This window comes from Nocardia sp. NPDC051833, assembly GCF_040681225.1.
In the GTDB taxonomy this organism is placed as follows: domain Bacteria; phylum Actinomycetota; class Actinomycetes; order Mycobacteriales; family Mycobacteriaceae; genus Nocardia.
Genome location: NZ_JBFAYK010000004.1, coordinates 442,226 through 463,711, shown reverse-complemented (window position 1 = coordinate 463,711; position 21,486 = coordinate 442,226). Strand labels below are relative to the sequence as shown.

The 21,486-nt window shown below is 70.9% G+C and carries 25 protein-coding genes; 10 read left to right on the top strand and 15 right to left on the bottom strand.

Annotation, left to right across the window (positions count from 1 at the left end):
• Nucleotides 1-50 precede the first annotated feature (50 nt).
• Nucleotides 51-554 carry a hypothetical protein gene (locus AB0L91_RS30575; protein WP_365015903.1) on the top strand — a complete coding sequence of 168 codons (504 nt, stop codon included), beginning with the start codon at nucleotides 51-53 and terminating at the stop codon, nucleotides 552-554.
• Nucleotides 555-561: 7 nt separating this feature from the next.
• Here AB0L91_RS30575 and AB0L91_RS30570 read toward each other — a convergent pair whose 3' ends face one another.
• The 4 genes from AB0L91_RS30570 to AB0L91_RS30555 form a co-directional block, all read right to left on the bottom strand.
• Nucleotides 562-2,334, bottom strand: coding sequence for an SDR family oxidoreductase (locus tag AB0L91_RS30570; RefSeq protein WP_365015902.1), 1,773 nt, complete (start codon nucleotides 2,332-2,334; stop codon nucleotides 562-564).
• Nucleotides 2,335-2,366: 32 nt separating this feature from the next.
• Nucleotides 2,367-3,473 carry a PDR/VanB family oxidoreductase gene (locus AB0L91_RS30565; protein WP_365015900.1) on the bottom strand — a complete coding sequence of 369 codons (1,107 nt, stop codon included), beginning with the start codon at nucleotides 3,471-3,473 and terminating at the stop codon, nucleotides 2,367-2,369.
• Nucleotides 3,470-4,372 (bottom strand): metal-dependent hydrolase, encoded by a 903-nt coding sequence (locus AB0L91_RS30560; protein ID WP_365015899.1) that lies wholly within the window; start codon nucleotides 4,370-4,372, stop codon nucleotides 3,470-3,472. The genes AB0L91_RS30565 and AB0L91_RS30560 overlap by 4 nt, the downstream gene beginning before the upstream one ends.
• Before the next feature lie 157 nt (nucleotides 4,373-4,529).
• Nucleotides 4,530-5,216: a rhomboid-like protein gene (locus AB0L91_RS30555; protein WP_365015898.1), complete on the bottom strand. Its 687-nt coding sequence runs from the start codon at nucleotides 5,214-5,216 to the stop codon at nucleotides 4,530-4,532.
• A gap of 91 nt (nucleotides 5,217-5,307) precedes the next feature.
• Here AB0L91_RS30555 and AB0L91_RS30550 point away from each other — a divergent pair, with 91 nt between their 5' ends.
• Nucleotides 5,308-6,060, top strand: a complete 753-nt coding sequence (locus tag AB0L91_RS30550) for a DUF72 domain-containing protein (RefSeq protein WP_365015970.1) — start codon at nucleotides 5,308-5,310, stop codon at nucleotides 6,058-6,060.
• A gap of 54 nt (nucleotides 6,061-6,114) precedes the next feature.
• On the opposite strand, the gene AB0L91_RS30545 is transcribed toward AB0L91_RS30550, so the two are convergent.
• On the bottom strand, nucleotides 6,115-8,148 hold the full coding sequence (locus AB0L91_RS30545; protein ID WP_365015897.1) for a CocE/NonD family hydrolase: 2,034 nt from the start codon (nucleotides 8,146-8,148) through the stop codon (nucleotides 6,115-6,117).
• 162 nt (nucleotides 8,149-8,310) lie between these two features.
• Here AB0L91_RS30545 and AB0L91_RS30540 point away from each other — a divergent pair, with 162 nt between their 5' ends.
• Entirely contained in the window at nucleotides 8,311-8,964 is a 654-nt protein-coding gene (locus AB0L91_RS30540) for a TetR/AcrR family transcriptional regulator (RefSeq protein WP_355278890.1), read from the top strand.
• Between the two features lie 7 nt (nucleotides 8,965-8,971).
• On the opposite strand, the gene AB0L91_RS30535 is transcribed toward AB0L91_RS30540, so the two are convergent.
• Nucleotides 8,972-9,646 (bottom strand): TetR/AcrR family transcriptional regulator C-terminal domain-containing protein, encoded by a 675-nt coding sequence (locus AB0L91_RS30535; RefSeq protein WP_365015895.1) that lies wholly within the window; start codon nucleotides 9,644-9,646, stop codon nucleotides 8,972-8,974.
• A gap of 116 nt (nucleotides 9,647-9,762) precedes the next feature.
• Between AB0L91_RS30535 and AB0L91_RS30530 the strand changes: the two genes are divergently transcribed.
• Complete coding sequence (locus tag AB0L91_RS30530; protein ID WP_355278885.1) at nucleotides 9,763-10,281, top strand: hypothetical protein; 519 nt, start codon at nucleotides 9,763-9,765, stop codon at nucleotides 10,279-10,281.
• Nucleotides 10,282-10,381: 100 nt separating this feature from the next.
• On the opposite strand, the gene AB0L91_RS30525 is transcribed toward AB0L91_RS30530, so the two are convergent.
• Both AB0L91_RS30525 and AB0L91_RS30520 read right to left on the bottom strand, forming a co-directional pair.
• Nucleotides 10,382-11,302, bottom strand: coding sequence for an alpha/beta hydrolase (locus AB0L91_RS30525; protein ID WP_365015893.1), 921 nt, complete (start codon nucleotides 11,300-11,302; stop codon nucleotides 10,382-10,384).
• A 65-nt stretch (nucleotides 11,303-11,367) separates the two neighbouring features.
• A complete protein-coding gene (locus AB0L91_RS30520; RefSeq protein ID WP_365015891.1) occupies nucleotides 11,368-12,135 on the bottom strand; it encodes an ankyrin repeat domain-containing protein in 768 nt (255 codons plus the stop codon).
• Nucleotides 12,136-12,382: 247 nt separating this feature from the next.
• Here AB0L91_RS30520 and AB0L91_RS30515 point away from each other — a divergent pair, with 247 nt between their 5' ends.
• Genes AB0L91_RS30515 through AB0L91_RS30505 form a run of 3 tightly spaced genes read left to right on the top strand, consistent with a single transcriptional unit; the run spans nucleotide 12,383 to nucleotide 15,023 of the window.
• A complete protein-coding gene (locus AB0L91_RS30515) occupies nucleotides 12,383-13,261 on the top strand; it encodes a hypothetical protein (protein ID WP_365015889.1) in 879 nt (292 codons plus the stop codon).
• 53 nt (nucleotides 13,262-13,314) lie between these two features.
• Entirely contained in the window at nucleotides 13,315-14,400 is a 1,086-nt protein-coding gene (locus AB0L91_RS30510; protein ID WP_365015887.1) for an S-(hydroxymethyl)mycothiol dehydrogenase, read from the top strand.
• Nucleotides 14,397-15,023 carry an MBL fold metallo-hydrolase gene (locus AB0L91_RS30505; RefSeq protein ID WP_365015885.1) on the top strand — a complete coding sequence of 209 codons (627 nt, stop codon included), beginning with the start codon at nucleotides 14,397-14,399 and terminating at the stop codon, nucleotides 15,021-15,023. The genes AB0L91_RS30510 and AB0L91_RS30505 overlap by 4 nt, the downstream gene beginning before the upstream one ends.
• Nucleotides 15,024-15,157: 134 nt before the next feature.
• Here the strand turns inward: AB0L91_RS30505 and AB0L91_RS30500 are convergent, their stop codons facing one another.
• Nucleotides 15,158-15,550, bottom strand: a complete 393-nt coding sequence (locus tag AB0L91_RS30500; protein ID WP_365015883.1) for a DUF6223 family protein — start codon at nucleotides 15,548-15,550, stop codon at nucleotides 15,158-15,160.
• Between the two features lie 212 nt (nucleotides 15,551-15,762).
• Between AB0L91_RS30500 and AB0L91_RS30495 the strand changes: the two genes are divergently transcribed.
• Both AB0L91_RS30495 and AB0L91_RS30490 read left to right on the top strand, forming a co-directional pair.
• Nucleotides 15,763-16,863, top strand: a complete 1,101-nt coding sequence (locus AB0L91_RS30495; RefSeq protein ID WP_365015881.1) for a sensor histidine kinase — start codon at nucleotides 15,763-15,765, stop codon at nucleotides 16,861-16,863.
• A complete protein-coding gene (locus tag AB0L91_RS30490; RefSeq protein WP_365015880.1) occupies nucleotides 16,860-17,528 on the top strand; it encodes a response regulator transcription factor in 669 nt (222 codons plus the stop codon). Before AB0L91_RS30495 ends, AB0L91_RS30490 begins: the two co-directional genes overlap by 4 nt.
• Nucleotides 17,529-17,546: 18 nt before the next feature.
• Here the strand turns inward: AB0L91_RS30490 and AB0L91_RS30485 are convergent, their stop codons facing one another.
• Genes AB0L91_RS30485 through AB0L91_RS30465 form a run of 5 tightly spaced genes read right to left on the bottom strand, consistent with a single transcriptional unit; the run spans nucleotide 17,547 to nucleotide 20,095 of the window.
• The gene (locus tag AB0L91_RS30485; protein WP_365015878.1) at nucleotides 17,547-18,146 is read right to left on the bottom strand and encodes an isoprenylcysteine carboxylmethyltransferase family protein; all 600 of its coding nucleotides are present in this window, start codon (nucleotides 18,144-18,146) and stop codon (nucleotides 17,547-17,549) included.
• Between the two features lie 15 nt (nucleotides 18,147-18,161).
• Nucleotides 18,162-18,833 carry a cation transporter gene (locus AB0L91_RS30480; RefSeq protein WP_365015877.1) on the bottom strand — a complete coding sequence of 224 codons (672 nt, stop codon included), beginning with the start codon at nucleotides 18,831-18,833 and terminating at the stop codon, nucleotides 18,162-18,164.
• Nucleotides 18,833-19,162, bottom strand: a complete 330-nt coding sequence (locus tag AB0L91_RS30475) for a metalloregulator ArsR/SmtB family transcription factor (protein WP_355278857.1) — start codon at nucleotides 19,160-19,162, stop codon at nucleotides 18,833-18,835. The genes AB0L91_RS30480 and AB0L91_RS30475 overlap by 1 nt, the downstream gene beginning before the upstream one ends.
• 43 nt (nucleotides 19,163-19,205) lie before the next feature.
• Entirely contained in the window at nucleotides 19,206-19,685 is a 480-nt protein-coding gene (locus AB0L91_RS30470; RefSeq protein WP_365015876.1) for a DUF1772 domain-containing protein, read from the bottom strand.
• Between the two features lie 17 nt (nucleotides 19,686-19,702).
• Complete coding sequence (locus AB0L91_RS30465; RefSeq protein WP_365015874.1) at nucleotides 19,703-20,095, bottom strand: nuclear transport factor 2 family protein; 393 nt, start codon at nucleotides 20,093-20,095, stop codon at nucleotides 19,703-19,705.
• 76 nt (nucleotides 20,096-20,171) lie between these two features.
• Between AB0L91_RS30465 and AB0L91_RS30460 the strand changes: the two genes are divergently transcribed.
• Nucleotides 20,172-20,756, top strand: coding sequence for a TetR/AcrR family transcriptional regulator (locus tag AB0L91_RS30460; protein ID WP_365015872.1), 585 nt, complete (start codon nucleotides 20,172-20,174; stop codon nucleotides 20,754-20,756).
• Between the two features lie 48 nt (nucleotides 20,757-20,804).
• Here AB0L91_RS30460 and AB0L91_RS30455 read toward each other — a convergent pair whose 3' ends face one another.
• Entirely contained in the window at nucleotides 20,805-21,410 is a 606-nt protein-coding gene (locus AB0L91_RS30455) for a TetR/AcrR family transcriptional regulator (RefSeq protein WP_365015870.1), read from the bottom strand.
• Nucleotides 21,411-21,486: the final 76 nt, after the last annotated feature.

The window sequence follows — 21,486 nt, the reverse complement described above, 5'->3', positions numbered from 1 at the left end:
GTCGCGGGCAGCGCCAACGGACGACCACCCAGGGGGCTTACAGTGAATTCGTGGCGCTCTCGTTCCTTCGACGCGGACCGCGACCGATCGACCTCACCGCGGTCGATCGCACGGTCGCCGACCTGCGGTTCCCCGACGCGATCTTCAAGACCTGCCCCTGGCAGCCGCGAGAACTGGTGGAAACCGGTCTGCGCCAATGGTTGCGCTGTTGCGGCGCGGCGATGCGCGACGACCAGGTGATCGGCATGCCCTCGCACGCGGTCGACGAGGCCTGGCACGGCTTCATCCTGTGCACCCAGCAGTACGCGCGATTCTGCGCCGAGGCCTACGGCCGCTTCCTGCACCACTTCCCCGACGGCGCGGGCGACAGCGCGCCCGACCACGGGTCGATGCTCGACCAGCTCGGCCGCACCGTGGTGGCCTGGTCGCTGGTGGCCGGCCCGGACGAGCGGTGTGTGCTGTGGGATCTCGACCGGCAGGTCGGCGTGGCGCAGCCGTGGGGCGTGGACGCCCGGCACGTCGCCGCCGTACAGGAGCGACTGCGCCGGGCGTGACCGCGCGTCAGACCAGCTTCATCCGGCGGGCCGCGAAACGCACCGCGCCGGGCGCGAGGCGGTTGATCCGGTACTGCACCCACGATTCCGGCGTCACCGGCACGATGTCGCGACCGCCGCGCACCGCCTTCACGATCTGCGCCGCGACCTTGTCGGGGGTGTAGCCGCGCCGCTCGTAGAGCTTGTCGAACTTGCGCTGGGTGGCCGCCTCGTCCTCGGCGGAGACACCCGAAATGCGGGTGGTGGCCACGATATTGGTGTGCACGATGCCAGGGCACACGGTCGAGACCGAGATCCCGCGTTCGGCCAGCTCGGCGCGCAGGCAGTCGGAGAACATGAACACCGCCGACTTGCTGGTGGCGTAGGCGGCCATGTCACGCTGCGGACTGTAGGCGGCCATGCTGGACAGGTTCACGATGTGCCCGCCCAGGCCGCGCTCGGCCATCGCCGCGCCGAAGGCCCGGCAGCCGTTGACCACGCCGCCCAGATTGATCCGCAGGACCCGGTCGAATTCCTCGGACGGGGTGTCGAGGAAGCCGCCCGCCTGGCCGACGCCGGCGTTGTTGATCAGGATGTCGGGCACGCCGTGCGCGGCGATCACGTCGGCGGCGTGTTCGCGCACCGCGGCCTCGTCGGAGACGTCCAGCGGATAGGCGTGCGCGACACCGCCTTCGGTGCCGACGAGCTCGGCGGTCTCCTTGGCGGCGTTCTCGTTCACGTCCGAGACCACCACCTCGGCGCCGAGCCGGGCGAAGGCCAGCGCGGTCTCACGGCCGATACCACTGCCGCCACCGGTGATCACCACCAGCTTGTGGTCGAATTCCTTCCGGGTGCGGCCCACTTCGGCGCGCGCGAGGCCGCGCGGCACGTCGCCGCCGGCGAGCGCGTCGATCAGTTCCGTGGTGGCCGTGGCCAGCAGTTCGGGGTGCGAGAACGGCATCCAGTGCCCGGCGGGCACGTCGCGGCGCCACAGGCGCGCGGTCCACTTGCGGGAATCGTCGTAGCCCGCGGGGCGCACGGCCACATCGCGACCGGCCACGATGAGCTGCACGGGCACCTCGGTGCGGCGCTCGCGCGGGGACAGCATGCGCTGCACGATGTTCGCGCGGTAGATGAGCAGGCCGTCGACCATGTCGCGGCGGAACGTCGGGCCGAGCACGACATTGCCGGGGGCGGTGTCGTTCATCAGCGCGACGGCGCGCTGCCACACCTTCTCGGTGCCGATCGCGGTGAAGGTGGCGCGCGGCAGCACGGGGGTCATGAAGAACGCGGTGTAGGCCGAGGACAGCGCCTGGGTCACCGGCTGCCAGATGTTGCGCGGGGTCGGCCGGGAGAGGCGGTCGCGCACCCAGGCGGCCAGGTGGTCGAGGTTCGGGCCCGACACCGAGGTGAACGAGGCGATCCGCTCGGTCGCCTGCGGCTCGCACACGGCCTCCCAGACCTGCACCGAACCCCAGTCGTGGGCGAGCACGTGCACCGGACGGTCGGGGCTGACCGCGTCGATGACGGCGAAGAAGTCGCGGGAGAGTTCGTCGAGGCGGAAGTCGGCGGTGCGCTGGGTGCGGGTGGACTCGCCGTGGCCGCGGGTGTCGTAGGCGACGACGTGGAAGCGCTGCGCCAGCCGCGGAATCACCTTGTCCCACAGGTGGTGGGTGTCGGGCCAGCCGTGCACGAGCACGACGGTGTCGGCCGCGGGGTCGCCGTATTCGAACACGGCCAGGTCGAACTCGCCGTTGCGGACGGTGCGCCGGTTGGCGGCCTGCGTGGTGTCGACAGACATATCTCTTCGGACTCCTTGTCCTGGAATCGAACTCACAGGTCGAGCACCAATCGCTCACCGTGCGAACGGGATACGCAGGCGAGCATGTCGCCTGCGGCGTGGTCGGCATCGGAGAGGGTGTTCTCCCGATGATCGGGCTCGCCTGAGAGCACCTTGACCACGCAGGTGCGGCAGAAGCCCTGCCTGCACGAGTAGGGCTGGTCGGGGCGCGTCGCGAGAATGGCGTCGAGGGCGCTGCGGTCGGCGGGGACCTCGATCACCGCGCCGGTGGAGGCGAGTTCGATCTCGAAGGCGGTGCCGTCGACGATCGGCGGCGGCGAGAACCGCTCGAAGTGCAGTTCCACCTCGGGCATGGTGCGCACGGCGGCGACGATCGCCGAGGTCATCGGGGTCGGGCCGCAGGCGTAGACCGCCGTGCCCGCACCGACCTCGGGCAGCAGGGCGGCCGCGTCGGGCAGGCCGTGCTCGTCGTCGGTGCGCACGATCACGTGCTCGCCGAAACTCTCCAGTTCGGCCAGGAACGGGATGGTGTCGCGGGAACGCCCGGTGTAGACCATCGTCCACGGCACGCCGAGCCGGTGCGCGAGCCGCGCCATCGGCAGGATCGGGGTGATGCCGATGCCGCCGGCGACGAAGTGCAGGCGCTGGGCGGGCGAGCCGTGGCCGGGGACCGCGAACGGGAAGGCGTTGCGCGGGCCGCGCACCACGAAGCGGCTGCCCACCGGCAGCTCGTCGTGCACCTCGCGCGAACCACCGCCGCCGTCGGGGATGCGGCGCACCGCGATCCGGTAGGCGCGTTCGTCGGCGGGGTCACCGCACAGCGAGTACTGGCGCAGCAGGCCGGAGGGCAGTTCGAGATCCAGGTGCGCGCCCGGGCGCCACGCGGGCAGCACCCGGCCGTCGGGCGCTTCCAGCCGCAGGCTCACCACGTCCTGGTCGTGCGCGACGATCCGGCGCTCGGTGACCACCACCGGGAACCGGCGATCGTCGACGCGCGGACGCGGATCACGGCGATTGACCAGGGCGCTCCAGCGCAGCCGGGCGGTCGCGATCGCGTCGAGCACCCGGGTGCCGGGATCGTGGCGATGCTTGCCGTAGAGGTCGCCGGGCAGCGCCTGCGGCACGTCGCGCACGGTCACGAGGCCGCCGCCCGCGCCGCGGGCGACTGCGCCAGGTAGGCGACGGCCTGCGCGGTCGAGCCGACGGTCTCCGGGCTGTAGCCGGGCTGGAAGGTCGACAGCGCGCTGATCAGCAGCGACGGGATGCCCGGCAACGCGCCGCGCCACATCGCGCCCAGGATCGAGGTGATCACCCGCGGATACCCGTGGTCGGGCAGCTGGGGATCCTGCTGCACCAGGAATTTCGCGCCACGCACCACCAGCGCGATGAAGATCGGGAACACCAGCATCATCGAGGCGCAGCGACGCACGTAGCCGACGCCGAAGTACTCGGCGACGTCGTGGGCGACGTTGCGGTGCTCGACCTCCTCGGCGCCGTGCCAGCGGAACAGGTCGGCCATGCGCGGGTCGGCGCCGAACTTCTCCAGGTCGGCGTTGATCACCCAGTCGCCGAGCCAGGCGAAGAAGTGCTCGAGGCAGGCGATGAACGCGAGGCGTTCGATCAGCATCTGCCGTCCGGCGCGGTCGTCACCGCCGCGCGGGCCCAGCGTCTTGCGGAACAGGTATTCCATCTGCCGCACGTAGGGGCCCGCGTCGATGCCGTTGGCGGTGAGCACATCGTGCAGGACCTTCTCGTGGGTCTCCGCATGCATCGATTCCTGTCCGATGAAGCCGAGCATGTCCTCGCGCAGCTTCTCGTCCTTCACCAGGGCCAGTGCCTCGCGGTAGGTCACGATGAACATGCGCTCACCCTCGGGCAGCAGCATGTTCAGCGCGCTGATCAGGTGTGATGCGTACGGCTCTGCCGACATCCACTGCAGGTCGACATCCGACCAGTCGAAGGTCACGTTGCGAGCGTGCAGGGCGACCTTGCCGGGATCTACCTCCGGTCGCCGTGCGGCCCGGCGAAGTAGCTTCATCGGTACTCCTCGTCCTACCGCGCGTTGCTCGGTCGAGCGCCGGGCGCCACGGTGCGCCGGTCGTGCGGTAAGGAAATGATACATGTACGTAGTATTTGAGGTAACACCTATTTTGCAGCGATTTCCCCGAAATCCGGCCGCGAGCGGGTGACGGCGGTCACCCGGCCGAGGTGCGACGCCGGAACCGGCGCACGAGGACGCCCGGGTTCCAGGTGCCGCCGCGTCCCCGCGTGAGCGGGTAGCAGGCGAAGCCGATGGCAGCCGCGCTCGCGTGCCCGACATCGGTGAACGTGCGATTCACGAAGACCGGCGGCAGCACGACCGCGAGCACGCCAACGACGTAGAGCCATCGCCACGGCCTCACCAGCCGATAGGCCAGCACCGCCGCCACCCCGGCCAGCGCGTAGCTGACGCCCACGTCGAGGGTGTACATCGCCCGCGCCGGCGCGTCGTCGTTGCGGATCGCCCACAGCAGCACGCCTTCGCTGAGATAGGTGGCGCCCACATGGGCGACCACGGCCACCGCGAGCCAGCGCAGCGTGCCGAGCCAGCGTTCGGTGTTGGCGTGGAAGAGGGTGAACAGCACCGCGTAGGCGAACCAGCTGCCCCCGTCGATCCAGAACGCGCTGCCGATCAGCACCCGGACGGGGTCCTCGGCCAGATGGTGCAGATTGGTCGACCGGTGGCCCAGCCACTGGCGCGCCTCGTCGTCCGGCAGTCGCCGGATGATCACCGTGGTCACCGCCAGCGCGGCCAGCCACAGATAGGTGCCCGGCGCGCTGCGCACCCACCGCCACACCGCTACCGCGCCTCGTCGAGCCCGCCCGCTGCCAGCTGCGCTCACCACCCCAGTCTGCCGGATCCGCCCGGGACCACAATGGAAGGCACGACGACCCTTCCCGATCGACCGCGCGAGCGAGAGGCAGGTGGGTGCGGTGATCCGCGTCGGCACCTCCGGCTGGCAGTACCGCGACTGGCGCGGCGTGCTGTACCCGGACGACCTGCCGACGCGGCGGTGGCTCGAGCGCTACGCCGAGGCGTTCGCCACGGTCGAATCGAACAGCGCGTTCTACCGATTGCCGAGCCGGGAGACCTTCGCCGCCTGGCGGGACCGCACACCCGCCGACTTCCTGGTCGCGGTGAAGGCCAGCCGCTATCTCACCCACCTCCGGCGGCTGCGCGACCCGGCGGAACCGGTCGCGCGGCTGCTCGACCACGCGGCGGGACTCGGCGATCGGCTCGGCCCGATCCTGCTGCAACTACCGCCGACCCTGCGCGCGGACGCCGCCCTGCTCGACGAATGCCTACGCCGCTTCCCCACCACCGTGCGGGTCGCGGTGGAACCACGCCACGACTCCTGGTGGACCGACGAGATCCGGACCGTGCTCGAATCCCGCGACGCGGCCCTGGCCTGGGCCGATCGCGACTCCCGGCCGGTCACCCCGCGATGGCGGACCACCGACTGGGCCTACCTGCGCCTGCACGCCGGACGTGCCTCTCCCCCACCGCATTACGGTCGCCGCGCGCTGGCGAGCTGGGTCGATCGTCTGACCGGCACCTGGCCGGACGACGCCGAGATGTTCGTCTACTTCGACAACGACCACGACGGTGCCGCGGTCGAGGACGCCGTCACCTTCGCCCGCCTCGCCGACGCGGCGGGCGCGCGGGTCACCAGGGTGCCCTGGTAGCGACAGCACAGCACCCCCGCCTCGGCATCGAGACGGGGGTGCGCGCGGCGGACATCACCAGCCGGGATCGGTGTCCAGCGGGACGTTGATCCAGCTCGGGCGGGCCGGGTCGAGTTCGAGGTGCTGGGTGCGCAGGCCGCTCTCGTTCAGCAACGGCCGCAGCGGGATTCCGCTGGGGAAGTTGCTCGCGAACACGTCGATCCGCAGGCGGTGGCCCGGCAGCAGGACGCCGTCGGTGGCGCGGATGCCGATCTCGATCGTGGTCGGCTCGCCAGGGACGACCGGCTGCCGGGTGTCCAGGGTGAGGATCGGGTACGGGTCGGTGTAGTCGCCGTTGGGCGAGCGGGTCGACTCGGCGTCGTCGATCGCGCGCAGCGAGGCCACCAGCTGACCCTGCGACCAAACCGTCGACCGGCCGTCGGGCGCGACATCGTTCACCGTCACCGTCCAGTACCCGTCGGTCGCGTCGAGCACCGTGTTCAGGTGCGCGGCGATCGCGCCGGAGATCCGGGTCGGCTGGGTGACCGGCGCGGTGGTGAAGGTCAGCGCCGCGCCCTCACTGATCCGCGCGTCCTTGGCGCACACGTCCGGCAGCGGGATCAGGCCCGCCGTGCCCTGCGCGGCGTCCCGCGAGCAGATGGTGGTCAGGCTCGGATCGACCGAGACCCGCTGTGCCGCACCGGGCGCGGCGACGAGGCTGCCGTCGAAGCGGGCGCCCGGCGCCGAGCCGGAGGACGCGGGATCGAGATACATCCGCCGGTACTGCATGCCGGGGCGCGGGAAGGCGACGTCGGTGGTCCACTGCTCGCTGCCCTGCTGCCACAGGGTGACCGGCTCGTAGCGGTCGACGCCGTTGTCGATGCCCTTGAGCCACTTGTCGAACCAGGCGCGCTGCAACGATTCCAGCGGCGCGGGCGCACCGGCCTGGCCGAGGCCCGAGCTCACGGTCACGTGGTAGACGTTGCCCATGACGAGCTTCTTCTGCTCGGCGGGCACATCGACGGCGTTGTAGATGCGCGGGGTCGAGTAGGTGAAGATGTCGTGCCAGCCGCCGTAGAGGAAGGTCGGCACCTGCACCTGGTCCGGCTGCCCGACCCAGGCGGTGCGCAGCGGGCTCTCGTCGTCGAGGATGCTGGCCATCTCCGGCGGGATCTGGTCCACGCTCGGCGTGGTCAGGGCCGCGATGAGCACGTTGAAGAAGGTGAACGGATCGCGCACCCGGTCGCCCAGCCAGGTCCAGTCGAACTTGCCGTTCAGGATCGACACCAGGTCCGGCAGCAGTTTCGCGCCGTCGACGGCGAGCAGCCACGGCGGGATGAAGCCGACGCCGAGCGCGCCACCGGGCGCGGCGACGTCGCGGATCAGGTCGCTGCCGGGCACGATCGGGAAGATCGCCTTCAGCGCGGCGGGGTGCCGCTGCGCGGTCTGGAGCTGGTTGATCCCTGAGTAGGAGATGCCGCTCATCCCGATCTTGCCGTTGGACCAGCCCTGCGCCGCGGCCCAGTCGACGACCTCGACGCCGTCGAGCTGCTCGCGTTCGCCGAACACCTGCCAGGTGCCCTGCGAGAAGCCGGTGCCGCGCACGTCGACGACCACCTGGGTGTAGCCGCCGCGGATCAGGTTCCGGTCGACGCCGAAGGTGCGGGCCGCGCCGCCGGGCAGCGCCTTCATCATGTCGCTGAGGCTGCTGAAGCCGAAGGCCGAGAAGTCCAGGTTCTGCAGCACCGGCATGAGCACGTCCGACAGGCCGGGCACCGCGAGCGCCGAGTCGGCGACGTTGGACACCAGCTTCGTGTACGGCGTCATGTTGACGATCGTCGGCGTCGGCTCGGTGATCGGCTGACCGTCGGCGCCTGCCGGGTGATAGACGTTGGCTTTCAATACCGTTCCGTCACTCATCGTGATCGGCACGTCCCATTCGATGAAGACGTTCGGGTATTGCTGCGGGCCGTTGTGGGTGGCGACGAACTGCGCGTCCAGCCCCCCGTTCGCCGGCAACGCCTGGCCGACCGGGGCCGATGCGACGGCGCCCGTGAACACGACGACGGATGCGACCAGCGCGGCCAGTCGCCCTCGATATTTGATCATGCTTCGGTCTCAGCCCTCCACCATCGGGAACCACGACGTTCCCGTACCGGGAAGTAACGTAGCCTGCGTCACGTTCGATCGCAAGAACATGTTCTCGGCCGATTCCCCGCAACCACCAACCGCCGCACCGACCCCCGCGGGCCACCTGACAGAATCGATGGCGTGAACGCGCCCGAACTCGATGCCGACGGACGCAGGTACCGCGGCGCCGCACCGGGGCAGCGCCAGCAGGACCGCCGCGCCCGGCTGATCGAGGCGGCCACCGAAGCCTTCGGCACCGACGGCTACCGCAACACCACAGTCACCACCCTGTGCGCCGCGGCCGGTGTCGGGAAGCGCTACTTCTACGAGTCCTTCACCGACAGCGAGGATCTGCTGCTCGAGGTGTATCGCGAGGTCACCGCGCGGATGCTGGAGGCGATCCACGTCGGCATCGGCGACGTCGACGCCGATATCGACACCAGGGTGCGCGGGGCGCTCACGGCGTATTTCCAGCTCATCCTCGACGACCCGCGCGTGCCGCGGATCGCCTTCTTCGAGATCCTCGGCGTGAGCCCGACGGTGGACCGCGCCTACCACGATGTGCTCGACGCGCTCGTCGACATCTGTCTGGCGCTGTTGACACCGTATGTGGACCTGGACTCCCATCCCGCGCCGAGCGCGCGGATGGTGGTCCTCGGCCTGGTGGGCGCGATCCTGATCATCGCCCAGAAATGGGTACTCGACGACTACCGGCAGCCGCTGGCCGATGTCGTCGACAGCGGATTCCTGGTGGTCGGCGCAGTACTGGCCCGGATCCGCGCCGACGCCGAATAGCGCTGCGCTAGCGCGCCTTCCGCGCGCCGATGCCGTCGAGCAGGGCGCTCAGCCCGTACCGGAAGGTGCTGTCCGGGGCGGCGTTGTAGCCGGTGCCCGCCGCGCGGTCGATCCGGGCGCGGAGCCGGGGGAAGGCGGCGGCGATCTCGGTCGCCTCCGCCATCGCCTGCGCCAGTTGCGTTTCCGGGTCCGCGCCGCCCTTGCCCAGCCGCCTGCGCAACGAGACGTTGGCGGCCGGACCGGTGGCGTTGCCGAGAACGAACAGGAAGATCGCGGCGACCGCGCGATCGGCCTCCTCGTCGTCGAAGCCGGCCGTCTCGAAGACCGCGAGCGCATTCTCGTCGTGCCGGGACTTGTTGGGGCCGTAGAGCAGATGGCTCGCCTGCGCCTGCACCAGCCAGGGATGCCTGGCCAGCGTCGCGTTCATGCCGGTGGCCATCGCCTCGGCCGCCGCGCGCCAGTCGGCGGCATCGGGGTCGGGGAGCTCGATCTCACCCCAGACCTCGTCGACGGCCAGGCGCACCAGGTTGTCCTTGTTCTTCACGTGCCAGTACATGGCGGTGGCGGCGGAATCGAGGCGCTGCCCGAGGCTGCGCATGTTCAACCCGTCCAAGCCTTCCTCGTCGAGCAGCTCGATCGCCGCGCCGACGATCTGTTCCCTGGTCAAGGTGTCGCGTGCCATGCGGCCACGATAGGCGGGCCACCACCACTTTTACAAAGTTCAAGAAATCTCTTGCACTTAGTTCAAGTCGCGAGCTATGGTTCTTTTACTTAGTTCAAGCCGGATCGGAGCACACCATGAACACCCTCGTCGCCGCCATCGAGATCGCCATCGCCGCCGCCTTCGTGAGCATGCCGATCGTGCGCAACCGCTACGGCAAGGCCGCCATGGCGACCGCGCAGGCCGAGCTGTCCCGCCAGGGCGTGCGCACCACGGCGCTGCACGAACACGGGATGCGCTTCGACGCCAGCGGCCACGAGAGCGCCGCCCCGCTGAGCGTCGCCGCGATCATGCTCACCGCCGCCGCGCTGAACCTGGCCGGCCTCGACATCGCCCGCCCGGTGAACTGGGTGGTGCTGGGGCTGGTGTTCCTGGGCAACTGCGTGATCGTCTACAGCAACCACACCGCGGTCAGCTCGGTGACCGCCGCCTTCGCCCGCACCGGCGACCCCGAACTGGCGCGCATCGACGTGCCCGCGCTGCTCGACCGCGCCGAAGCCGGGTTCCCGGCCTGGACCTGGACGCTCCAGAAGGTCCGCAACACCGTGGTTTTCGGCGGCGCGCTGCTCGGGCTGGCGATCTCGATCCTCGGCTGAACCCACGAAAGCCCCGGCTCCGGCCGGGGCTTCGTCGTGCGTGGGCCAGGCACTGCGACCTGCCGCAGAACTCCGCCTTCGTGCCGTCTTCCGAAGCAGGTCAAGCGATCCCGGCGGCGAAGGCGGTGAACCGCTCGGCGATGCGGTCGGGATACTCGCCGTTGATGGCGTGCGACGCGTCGGGCCAGACCTCGACCTGGGCGCCGGGGATCAGGCGCGCGGTGGCGGCGGCCGCGGCGGAGTCGTGCACGATCGAGCGACCGGCGAACAGCGCGAGGACCGGGACCGTGAGCGCGCGCAGCTGGTCCTCGGTGGGGCGTGGGAGCAGGGGCTGGGCGCCGCGGTAGTCCCTCATCCCGGCGGCGATCAGCCTGGCCTCGGGCAGCGAGTCGTCGACCGGAACGCCACCGGAGATCCAGCCGAGCAATCGGTGTCGCACCCCGGCGTGCAGGGCGGGGATGGCGCTGCCCAGCGAGACGACGATCATCTTCCAGCTCAGCGGGGCGAAGGTGTTGGCCGGATCGAGCAGGGCGATCGAGGCGACGCGCTCCGGGCGATGCAGCGCGGTCTGCACGGCCAGGTTCGCGCCGATGCTGACCCCGAGCAGGTGGGCCCGCCGAACACCCAGTCCCACCAGTGTTTCGGCGACCCAGGTCGCCTGATCGGCGCCGTCGGTCAGCGCGCGGGTCTGCCCGCTCGCGCCCGGTTCGCCCACGCTGTCCACCGACCAGACCGTGCGCCGCGCCATCAGGCCGGGCAGGTTGGCGGCCCACATCGGGGTCGAGGCCTGGCGGCCGGCGAGCAGGACCACCGGGATATCGCCGCCGGGGCCGAACCGATAGGCGCGCACCGGGCCGAACGAGGTCGGCACCGCGGCGATGGCGTCCGGCGGCGGGAGTTCCGCCATGCCCACGCGGTAGGCGGCGGCGAAGTGCTCGAAGCCCGCCCGGTCGGTGAAGTGCCCGACCTTGTCCGTGGGTCGGCCGATCGTGGGATCGAGGAACAATCCGTCGGCGGCCATATCGCCGAGCGTAGCCCGCTGACCTGAACGAATCCCACAGTCGCGGTCGGCACGCCAGCGGCTGGTCAGCGCCCCCGGAGCAGGGCGACGATCGCGTCCTGACCCTTCCGCTCGGCGTTCTGCAGCGCGGTGCGGCCCTCGGCGTCGCGAATCCCCGGGTCGGCACCCGCGTCGAGCAGCGCGGTGACGGTCTCCTGGTAGCGCTGCGAGCCGTCGCCGTAGACGATCGCCTCCTGCAGTGCCGTCCATCGCGGGGTGTTGACATGGTTCACCTCGACCCCCGCCGCGATCAGGATCCGCACGGTGCTCACGTGCCCGTGCTCGCTCGCCGGGATGAGCGCCGTCCCGCCGTAGCGGTTGACGCTGCGCAGGTCGGCGCCGTGCCGCAGGGCCGGCTCGAGGATCTCGTCGAAGCCCTCGGCGCCGGCGTAGAGGTAGGCGGAGTCCTGCAGGTCGTCCTTGGCGTTCACGTCGGCGCCCGCCTCGATCAGCGCCACCGCGGCCGCGCTCGCCCGGTTCTTGGTGGCGGCCACCAGCGGGGTCCGGCCCTGGTCGCCGCGGGTCTCCGGATCGGCGCCGCGGGCGAGCAGGTCACGCACCCGCGCCACGTCGTCGGTCGCCGCGGCGGCGAACAGTTCGTCGTCGAGGCTGTGGTCGAACTGCCGGGTGGTCGGCGGCACCTCGGCCTGCGCGGGCGCGGCGGCGGTCACCGGGACCGGGGCTGACTGCGGCACGTCCGGGTCGGCGGAGCAGGCGCCGATACCCACCGCGAGCACGGCGAGCGCGAGCACACTCGCGCGGGTGCCACGGACTGTCGGGCGAGCCGGATTCATGGGTTTCTCCTCTGGTCAGGTCCCTTCCACCGTGCCCATCGAGCCACCGCGCGTCCAGGACGCAGTACCGATCATCACCATCGACACCGTCTATGGCGGATCGCGGTAGCCGCCGGATGAACAGCACAGAACCATCGCCCCCGCCGTATTGCCCTGCGCGGCAGCCGATGTCCAGACTGGGAGCCGGTCGACCACCCGCCCCGTGCACGACGACGGGCGGCGATCGTCACGAGCCGAAGGACGCGCGATGCCGTTTCTGCTGATCTCCGGAGTCTTCGTCGCCGAAGGCGCACAGCCCGACGGTGACTCGGTGCGCTTCCGTCCCGACGACCCAACCCTGTGGGACCGGGTGGGCGGCCCGCACCGGGTGAAGCGCAATGCCTCCGGTGCCGCGCAGCTGCGCCTGGACGGCATCGACTCGCTGGAGACCCACTACACGCCTCGCCACGGCACCCGCACCCATCAACCGCTGCCGTTGGCGCGCTCGGCGGCTGCGGAGCTGCTCGCCTGGCTCGGCTTCACCGGCGTCGTGCGGGACGCGAACGAGACCGTGACCAGCACCGATCAGACCGCGGTGCCCGGGTTCATCCTGACCAGGGGCGCCGATCTGCACGGCCGCTGCGTCGCTTTCGCCGGGCGCGGCGCGTCCCCCGGCAGCGCGGGCACCGAGATGTTCGTCGACGTGGCCCTACTGCGGCTCACCCTCAACCACCACCAGCTGGCGACCGGCCTGGCCTACCCGACGTTCTATCGCAGCCTGTTCCCCGCCCTGCGCGCCGAATTCGCCGCCGTCGCCACGGCCGCCGCGACCGCGCCGACCCCGCTCGGCGTCTGGGCGGCCGACGCCACCACCAGCGGCGCCGCGATCACCACGCCGACGTCGCTGTCCGACGACGTGGTGATGCTGCCGAAGCTGTTCCGCCGCCTCGCCGACTACCTCGCCCTCGGCGACGGCGATCTCTCGCTCGACGGCTTCCCCGCCTTCCTCGCCCAGGCCGCCGACCGCTTCTTCATCCTCTCCGCCGGCCACTCCACCACCGGCCTCGACGCGATCACCGTGGTCGACGGCCCGACCGTGCGCCTGACCCACCCGCCGACCGATCTGGTCTTCGACGAGAAGGTGTGATCGGTGGCTGGACCCCGCTAGCGTTGGCGGCGACGTCAACCTAGGAGGTCCGCATGCCCGACACCGTCCGCGGAGTCATCGCCCGCGCGAAGAACGCGCCGGTCGAAACCGTCGACATCGTGATTCCCGATCCGGGGCCGCACGATGTGGTCGTCCGCGTGCAGGCGTGCGGGGTCTGCCACACCGACCTGCACTACCGCGAAGGCGGCATCAACGACGAGTTCCCGTTCCTGCTCGGGCACGAGGCGGCGGGTGTCGTCGAGTCGGTCGGCGCGGCGGTCACCCATGTCGCCGAGGGCGATTTCGTCGTCCTGAACTGGCGCGCGGTCTGCGGCGAATGTCGGGCCTGTCGGCGCGGTCGCCCCTGGTACTGCTTCGACACCCACAACGCCAGCACGCCGATGACGCTCACCGACGGCACCCCGCTCACCCCGGCGCTCGGCGTCGGCGCGTTCGCCGACAAGACGCTGGTGCACGAAAAGCAGTGCACCAAGGTCGATCCCGAGACCGATCCGGCGGTAGCGGGCCTGCTCGGCTGCGGCGTGATGGCGGGTATCGGCGCGGCGGTGAACACCGGCGCGGTCTCGCGCGGCGACAGTGTCGCGGTGATCGGCTGCGGCGGCGTCGGTGACGCCGCTATCGCCGGCGCCCGTCTCGCCGGCGCGGGCACGATCATCGCGATCGACCGCGACCCGCGAAAGCTGGAGTGGGCCAGCGACTTCGGCGCCACCCACACCATCGACGCGAGCAGCACCGACGTGGTCGAGCGGATCAAGGAGCTCACCGACGGTTTCGGCGCCGACGTGGTGATCGACGCGGTCGGCCGTCCGGAGACCTGGAAGCAGGCCTTCTACGGCCGCGACCTCGCGGGCACCGTGGTGCTCGTCGGCGTCCCGACCCCGGACATGACCCTCGACATGCCGCTGATCGACCTGTTCTCGCACGGCGGTTCGCTGAAGTCGTCCTGGTACGGCGACTGCCTGCCCGAACGCGACTTCCCGATGCTCGTCGACCTGCACCGCCAGGGCAGGCTGCCGCTGGATCGCTTCGTCACCGAGCGCATCGGCGTCGACGAGGTCGAGCAGGCGTTCACCGCCATGGGCGAGGGCAAGGTGCTGCGCTCGGTGGTGGTCTGGTGAGCGCCCGCGTCGAGAAGGTCGTCACCTCGGGTACTTTCGCGCTCGACGGCGGCACCTGGGACGTCGACAACAATGTGTGGCTGATCGGCGACGACACCGAGGTGCTGATCGTCGACGCCGCCCACGACGCCGACACCATCGCCGCGGCGGTCGGCTCCCGGCACGTCACCGCCATCCTGTGCACGCACGGCCACAACGACCACGTGACCGTCGCGCCGGAGTTGTCGCGGCGCCTCGACGCCCCGGTGCTGCTACACCCCGGCGACGAGCCGCTATGGCGGATGACCCACCCCGACGCCGCCTACCGCTCGCTGGCCGACACCGGCCGGATCACGGTGGCGGGCACCGATATCGATGTGCTGCACACCCCCGGCCACTCCCCCGGCTCGGTGTCACTGCACCTGCCGGAACTGTCGGCGTTGTTCACCGGCGACACCCTGTTCGCGGGCGGACCAGGCGCGACCGGCCGCTCCTTCTCCGATTTCGGCACCATCATCGATTCCATCCGCGACCGCCTGTTCGCCCTTCCGGACGACACCACGGTGCACACCGGCCACGGCCCCGACACCGCCATCGGGACCGAACGGCCCGCGCTCGCGGACTGGATCGCCCGCGGCCACTGAGTCGGTCCAGGAGTGTCCGCCACGCCTGTCCGCGGGCACTCCTGGCACCGAACCTGCCCCACCGTCGACCGCCACCGGCGCGTCGCCACGGGCGGTCCGCCTCGAATTCCGCGGCACCGCAGCCAGCGCGGCGATCAGCCTGCTCGACGGACGCGGACCAGCCCCAGGCCACCCAGCGCCGCGCCGAGGACACCGAGGACCAAGGCGATATACCCGCCCGCGATCCCGTTGCCGGTGCCGAGACCACCGTCGGCGGTGACCACCACGAACACCCCGACCACGGCGGCGAGCACCCCGGCGCCCGTCGCGAACGCGGCCAGGGAGATCGACGGCCGCGCCAGTGCGACGCCGCCCAGGATCGCCCCGAACAGGGCGAGGAAGGCGGCCGAGGTCGCGATCGCGCGGTCGGCGGTCAGTCCGTAGGCGTCCGCGACCAGGACGGTCGAGGCCGAGGCGGGCGCGGCCGCGACGAGACCGGCGGCCAGGACGGCGGCGACGGCAGCGGGGAGGTGACGAAAAGACGACATGACGTGCTCCTTCGATCGGCTGTCTACCGCTCGATCTTCGGCCAGGGCTCCCAGTCCGGTCGTCGTGCGACCGTGGACAATTCGCGCTGCCACGCCCGCGGTATCGGCTGCCGCCGAGGCGGTAGGACCGGCGCGGATACCGCGGGCGCGGTAGTCGCGAGATCAACCCGTCGGCGGACTCGCCGCGCCGCGCAGCGGGCTAGGGTGCTGACATGAGCAGGGCATGGATCGGCGACGCGGCGATCGCGGTCGGCGTCGCGGCCGTGCTGCTGGTCACCGCGCTGACCCGGCAACCGTCCCCCGACGACCTGCGCCCCCTCGGGTACGCGCTGCTGGTCGCCGGTGGGCTGGCGCTGGCGGCCCGCCGCCGGGCGCCGGTGGCCGTACTGGTGGTGACCGGCGCGTGCGCGCTGGGCTCGCAGGCACTCGGGTTCGATGTGCCCGCCGTGGCTTTCCTGTTCGCGGTGTACTTCGCCATGCGCGCGGGCCACCGCTGGATGACGCTCGCCGCCGGGCTACTGCTCCTGGCGACCCTGCCGTTCGCCGCGATGCTCTCGCTGCACGACACCGCCGCCGCGCTCGCCCGGTCCCGCGACGCGCTCGAGATCGCCTGGCTGATCGCCGCCGCCGCGGCCGGGGAGGCACTGCGGCAGGCCGAGCGCCGCGCCGACGAGGCCGAACGCACGCGCGAGGAGACCGCGCGCCGCCGCGCCGACGAGGAGCGCCTGCACATCGCCAGGGAACTGCACGATTCGCTCACCCATCAGATCTCGGTGATCAAGGTGCAGTCCGAGGCGGCCGTGCATGTGGCGCGCAAACGCGGCGAGGACGTCCCCGAGGCGCTGCTCGCCATCCGGGATGCCGGACGCGAGGCGGCCCGCGAACTCCGCGCAACCCTGGAAGCGCTGCGCGATGACGGCGCGCCCCGGCCCGGTCTCGCTCAGGTCGCCGAATTGGTGGAGCGAGTGCGCCTTTCGGGGATCGAGACGACCTTGACCATCGCGGGCACCCGCACCGATGTGCCCGCCGCGGTCGACCGGACCGGCTACCGGATCGTGCAGGAATCGCTCACCAATGTCACCCGCCACGCGAACGCCGCCACCGCCTCGGTGCGCATCGACTACGGCCCCGACACGCTCGTGGTCGACGTGGCCGACGACGGTCGCGCCACCACCGCCGACGCGCCACCGCCCGGCGTCGGTCTGCTCGGGATGCGCGAGCGGGTGACCGCGCTCGGTGGGCACCTGCGCGCGGCGCCCCGCGCGGGTGGCGGATTCGCCGTGCACGCCGAATTGCCGGTGGTGCGATCATGATCCGGGTCCTGCTGGTCGACGACCAGCCACTCATCCGCAGCGGATTCCGCGCGCTGCTCGAAATCGAGGACGATATCGAGGTCGTCGCCGAGGCGGCCGACGGCGGCGACGGTGTCGAGCTGGCCCGTCGCCACCTGCCCGACATCGCCCTCGTCGATATCCAGATGCCGGTGGTCGACGGCATCGAAGCGACCCGCCGCATCGCGGCCGATCCGGTCCTGGCGGGGGTGCACGTCGTCATCCTGACCAACTACGGCCTCGACGAATACGTCTTCGACGCGCTGCGCGCCGGCGCGGCGGGCTTCCTGGTCAAGGACATCGAACCCGAGGACTTCCTGCACGCGATCCGGGTGGCCGCCCGCGGTGACGCGCTGCTCGCCCCGTCCATCACCCGGCGCCTGATCGCCCGCTACGTCACCCAGCCGCCGCACGCACCCGCCGCGGATTCGGCGCTGCGCGAACTCACCACCCGCGAACGCGAAGCCGTCGCCCTGGCGGCCCACGGGCTGTCCAACGACGAGATCGCCGCCCACATGGTGATCAGTCCGCACACCGCGAAGACCCATATCAACCGCGCGATGGCCAAACTCCACGTCCGCGACCGGGCTCAGCTCGTCGTCGTCGCCTATGAATCCGGGTTGGTCACGCCGCGCACGCGACCGTGATCGCGAACGGCCCCGGGACTAGCGTCCGATGCCCGGGACGAATCTGCCTGTCGCGGCGCAGTACTCGCGGTAGCCGGCGCCGTGGACGCGGGCCAGATACGGCTCCTCGACGACCCGGACCTGGAGCTCGATCGTCGCGAGCAGCAGGACGAACCCCGCGATGGCCACGATGTTCGGGATGATCAGCGCGATACCCGCCCCGAAGACGAGCATCGCGGTGAAGATCGGGTTGCGTACCAGCGCGAACACGCCGGTGCGCACCAGCGCCGTCGTCTCGTCGGCATCGACCCCGATCCGCCAGGACTCGCCCATCTGGACCTGGGCGAGGAGAGTGGCGCCGATGCCGACGACGGCCAGCACGATCCCGATCAGCTGAATCGGTGTGGCGGTGAGGAATTCGAGCGGGTCCAGGACACCGCTCAGCTGGAGCGCCACCCCGGCCAGGCCGACGACGATCGCCGCGACGAAGCCGACCCCGGCCAGCCATTCGAGCGAGCCGGGCCGCCCGCTGATGCCACGGAACCCGGTGGAACCCGTCGTCCGATACTGCCGCCAGCTGCGCCACCCGAAGCCGAGCGCGCCGAAGATCACGTACAAGACCAGTGCCGTGACAGCCATGGCCGGTGTCCTTTCTCATTCATCGCAGCGGTCGCGGGTCGCGACCGTGCCGAGCGGCGGTGCCGGACAACAGGTGTCGCCCCGCCAGGCATCGCGCCCTTCCTTGACGGCGATGACCGCGATCACCAGCGCGGCGATCGGGTCGGCCCACGACCAGCCGAGCAGCGCGTTGAGGACCAGCCCGACCAGCAGCACCGCGGACAGGTAGGTGCACAGCATGGTCTGCCGGGAATCGGCCACCGCCGAGGCCGACCCGAGTTCGCGGCCCGCCCGGCGCTGCGCGGTCGACAGCACCGGCATGATCACCAGGCTCAGCGCCGCCAAGGCGATGCCGACCGGTGAGTGCCGCGCGTCGTCCGCGCCGGTCAGCGCGCGGATCGCGTCGACGGTGACATAGGCGGCCAGGCCGAAGAACGAGAACGCGATGATCCGCAGGGCGACCCGCTCCCGCGCGTGCGGATCCCGGCCGGCGAATTGCCAGGCCACCGCCGCCGCGGACGACACCTCGAGCACCGAATCTAGCCCGAACCCGATCAGCGCCGTCGAGGACACCCGCGTTCCTTCGGCCAGCGCGATGCTCGCCTCGACCACGTTGTAGGTGATCGTCGCCGCCACCAGCCGGCGGATCCGGGTCGCGAGCGCCCGGCGCCGGTCCGGAAGCAGCAGCGGCACACCGAGATCGGCCATCAGCAGCAGTCCTGCGTGGCAGCTGCCGGACAGCAGGCCGGGTCGACCGCGAGCACCAGTCCGACCAGGTCGTCGAGGGCGCGCCCGATGCGCGGATCGGCCAGTTCGTAGCGGCTGCGCCTGCCCTCGGGCACGGCGACGACCAGCCCGCAGCCGCGCAGGCAGGCCAGATGGTTCGACAGGATCTGCCGCGACACCCCGATCTGGTCGGCCAGCTCCGAGGGATACCCGGGCGCGGAGCGCAGGCTCAGCAGGATGCGCGTCCGGGTCGGGTCCGAGAGGGCGTAGCCGAAGCGGGACAGCGCGTCGCCGTGCATCGCGGTGCTCATGCTCCGAATAGTACAGCTGATTCTGTATTCAGAAAAGGATGTATCAATTCGGCCGGTCGGCGCGTCCATCGGCCGACTGCCACAGTCCCACAACCAGCGCGATGACCAGGGCGAACGCCGCGAAAGCCGTTCCGGTGCGCAGGAAATGGAACAGATCCCATCGGGTGAGGATCGCGGCGTAGTCGGCCGGCGGCCCGTCGATCACCCACTGGTTGATCCGGTGATTGATCGGCACATTGCCCAGGCGGGTGATCAGGAACGAGGCGACCACCAGCACGGTGGCGACCGCGGCGACGACCCGGCGCCGCCCCGAGGACAGCACCGCGAGAACCAGACAGCTCAGCGCCGCGGCGGCCATGGTGGCCTGCATGCTGATGCTGTTGTTCTGCATGAGTTCGGTATGGAACTCCAGGCGCATCCGCAGCGGGACGCGATGGAAGGTCGGGACCAGATTGGCGGCGCCGTAGCCGAAGGCGCCGGCGAGCAGGCCGGTGGTGAACAGGGCGAGCGAGCGGATGAGCACGGGTCCTCCTCGGCCGATCACGCGGCCGCGACGGGACGGGTGAGCTGGTCGGCGCGCAGGAGCTTGCCGTCCGGCGTGAACTCACCGAACAGGAAGACCTCGGTGGCCACGGTCCCCGTCGTGCGCATCGTGGCGTGGATGGTCAGGCGGGCGGCCATTCTGGCACCGTCGGCGATCACCTCGTGCACCTCGAAGCGATAGTCGCGCAGGTTCTTTCGCATGGGCCGCAGGTGCGCGACGAGCCGGTCGCGGTCGAGCCGGATCCCGTCGGCGATCTGGACCACCTCGGGCGCGTGGAACCGGTCGACCACCTCGGCCGGATCGGCGTCGGCCGCGAGGGCCGCGGCGGTGAATTCGGTGAAGAAGTCGGCGATGAACCGCTCGGGCGAGCGGGGGGATGCGGGATCCATGACACTCCAGTCGTAGAATTCTTACAGCGATGTAAAGGTTAAACTCGATCGGATAACTTTGACAAGGGTGTAAGATTTGACCGGATCACGGGAACCGAAGCGGCGCGCCGACGCCACCCGCAGCCGGGCGGCTGTCCTCGACGCCGCCACCCGGCTGCTCGCCACCCAGCCGGACGCCGGCATGGCCGCCATCGCCGCCGAGGCGGGGGTGACCCGCCAGACCGTCTACGCCCACTTCGCCTCGCGCGACGACCTGATCAACGCGGTCGTCGAGCGCACCACCACCCGGGCCGCCGAAGCCATGCGCGCCGCTGACCTCGACAACGGCCCGGCCACCGCCGCCCTGCTCCGGATGCTCGACGTCGGCTGGCAGTTCTTCCGCGTCTCCCCGCTGGCCCACCACGTGGGCGCATTCGCCCGGCAACGCGACGAGGACCGCCAGCTCCCCATCAACCACCGCCTGCTCCGCCTCGTCACCCGCGGTCAGCAGGCAGGCGAATTCACCGACGCCGTCACCCCCGAGTGGCTGGTCACGGCGATCGTCGCGGTCAGCCACGCGGCGGGCGACGAGGTCAGAGCAGGCCGGATGACCCAACCCGAGGCCCAGATCGTGTTGCGCGACAGCGTGCTCCGCCTCGTCGGCGGCGTCGACCAGACGTGAGGCGATCCGGCCCACCCGCGACATTCCCGGCGCGGGGCCGGGTGCCGTTCAGCGGGTGACGGCGGCGACCAGCGCCTCGATCAGGCGGTGGCTGCGCGCGCTCATCTGCGCGGCGGACTGATCGGGGTGCCGTAGCCACCACTGGATCAGCGAGGTCACCGAGCCCATCCAGACATCGGTCAGCGCCGACAGATCAGCGGGATCGGTGAGCTCGACCGTACCGAGGACATCCGCGACTCCCCTGGCCGCCTGAGCCGCGATCCCCCGCCGGGCCGCACGGGCAGCGTCGGCGGCCTCGCCGTCGTCCGGATGGGATCGATCGAACACGACGCTCCAGTCGTGCGGGCGCGGTTCCAGTGCGGCGAAGATCGCGTCGAGGGTCCGTCGAGCCATCGACAGGTCGTCACCGGCGGTGATGGCCGACTCGATCGCCGCGTGCAGGAGGGCGGCAGCGCGCGTCACACACGCGATGTACACCTCGTCCCTGGATCGGAAGAACGTGTAGACCAGCGGCTTGGACACGCCGGCACGCTGGGCGACAGCGGTGAGCCCGAGCCCGGCGTAGCCGACCCGGCCGATCTCGGCCACGGCGGCGTCGAGGATCAGCTGTTCGCGCTCGGCGCGGGGGACGCCCTTGGTTCCGGCAGTGCTCACTCCCCCATCCAACCATCGCCGGCGTCGGCCATTGACTCCAAATTGACCATTTAGTAAATTACCCCTACGTCTATAT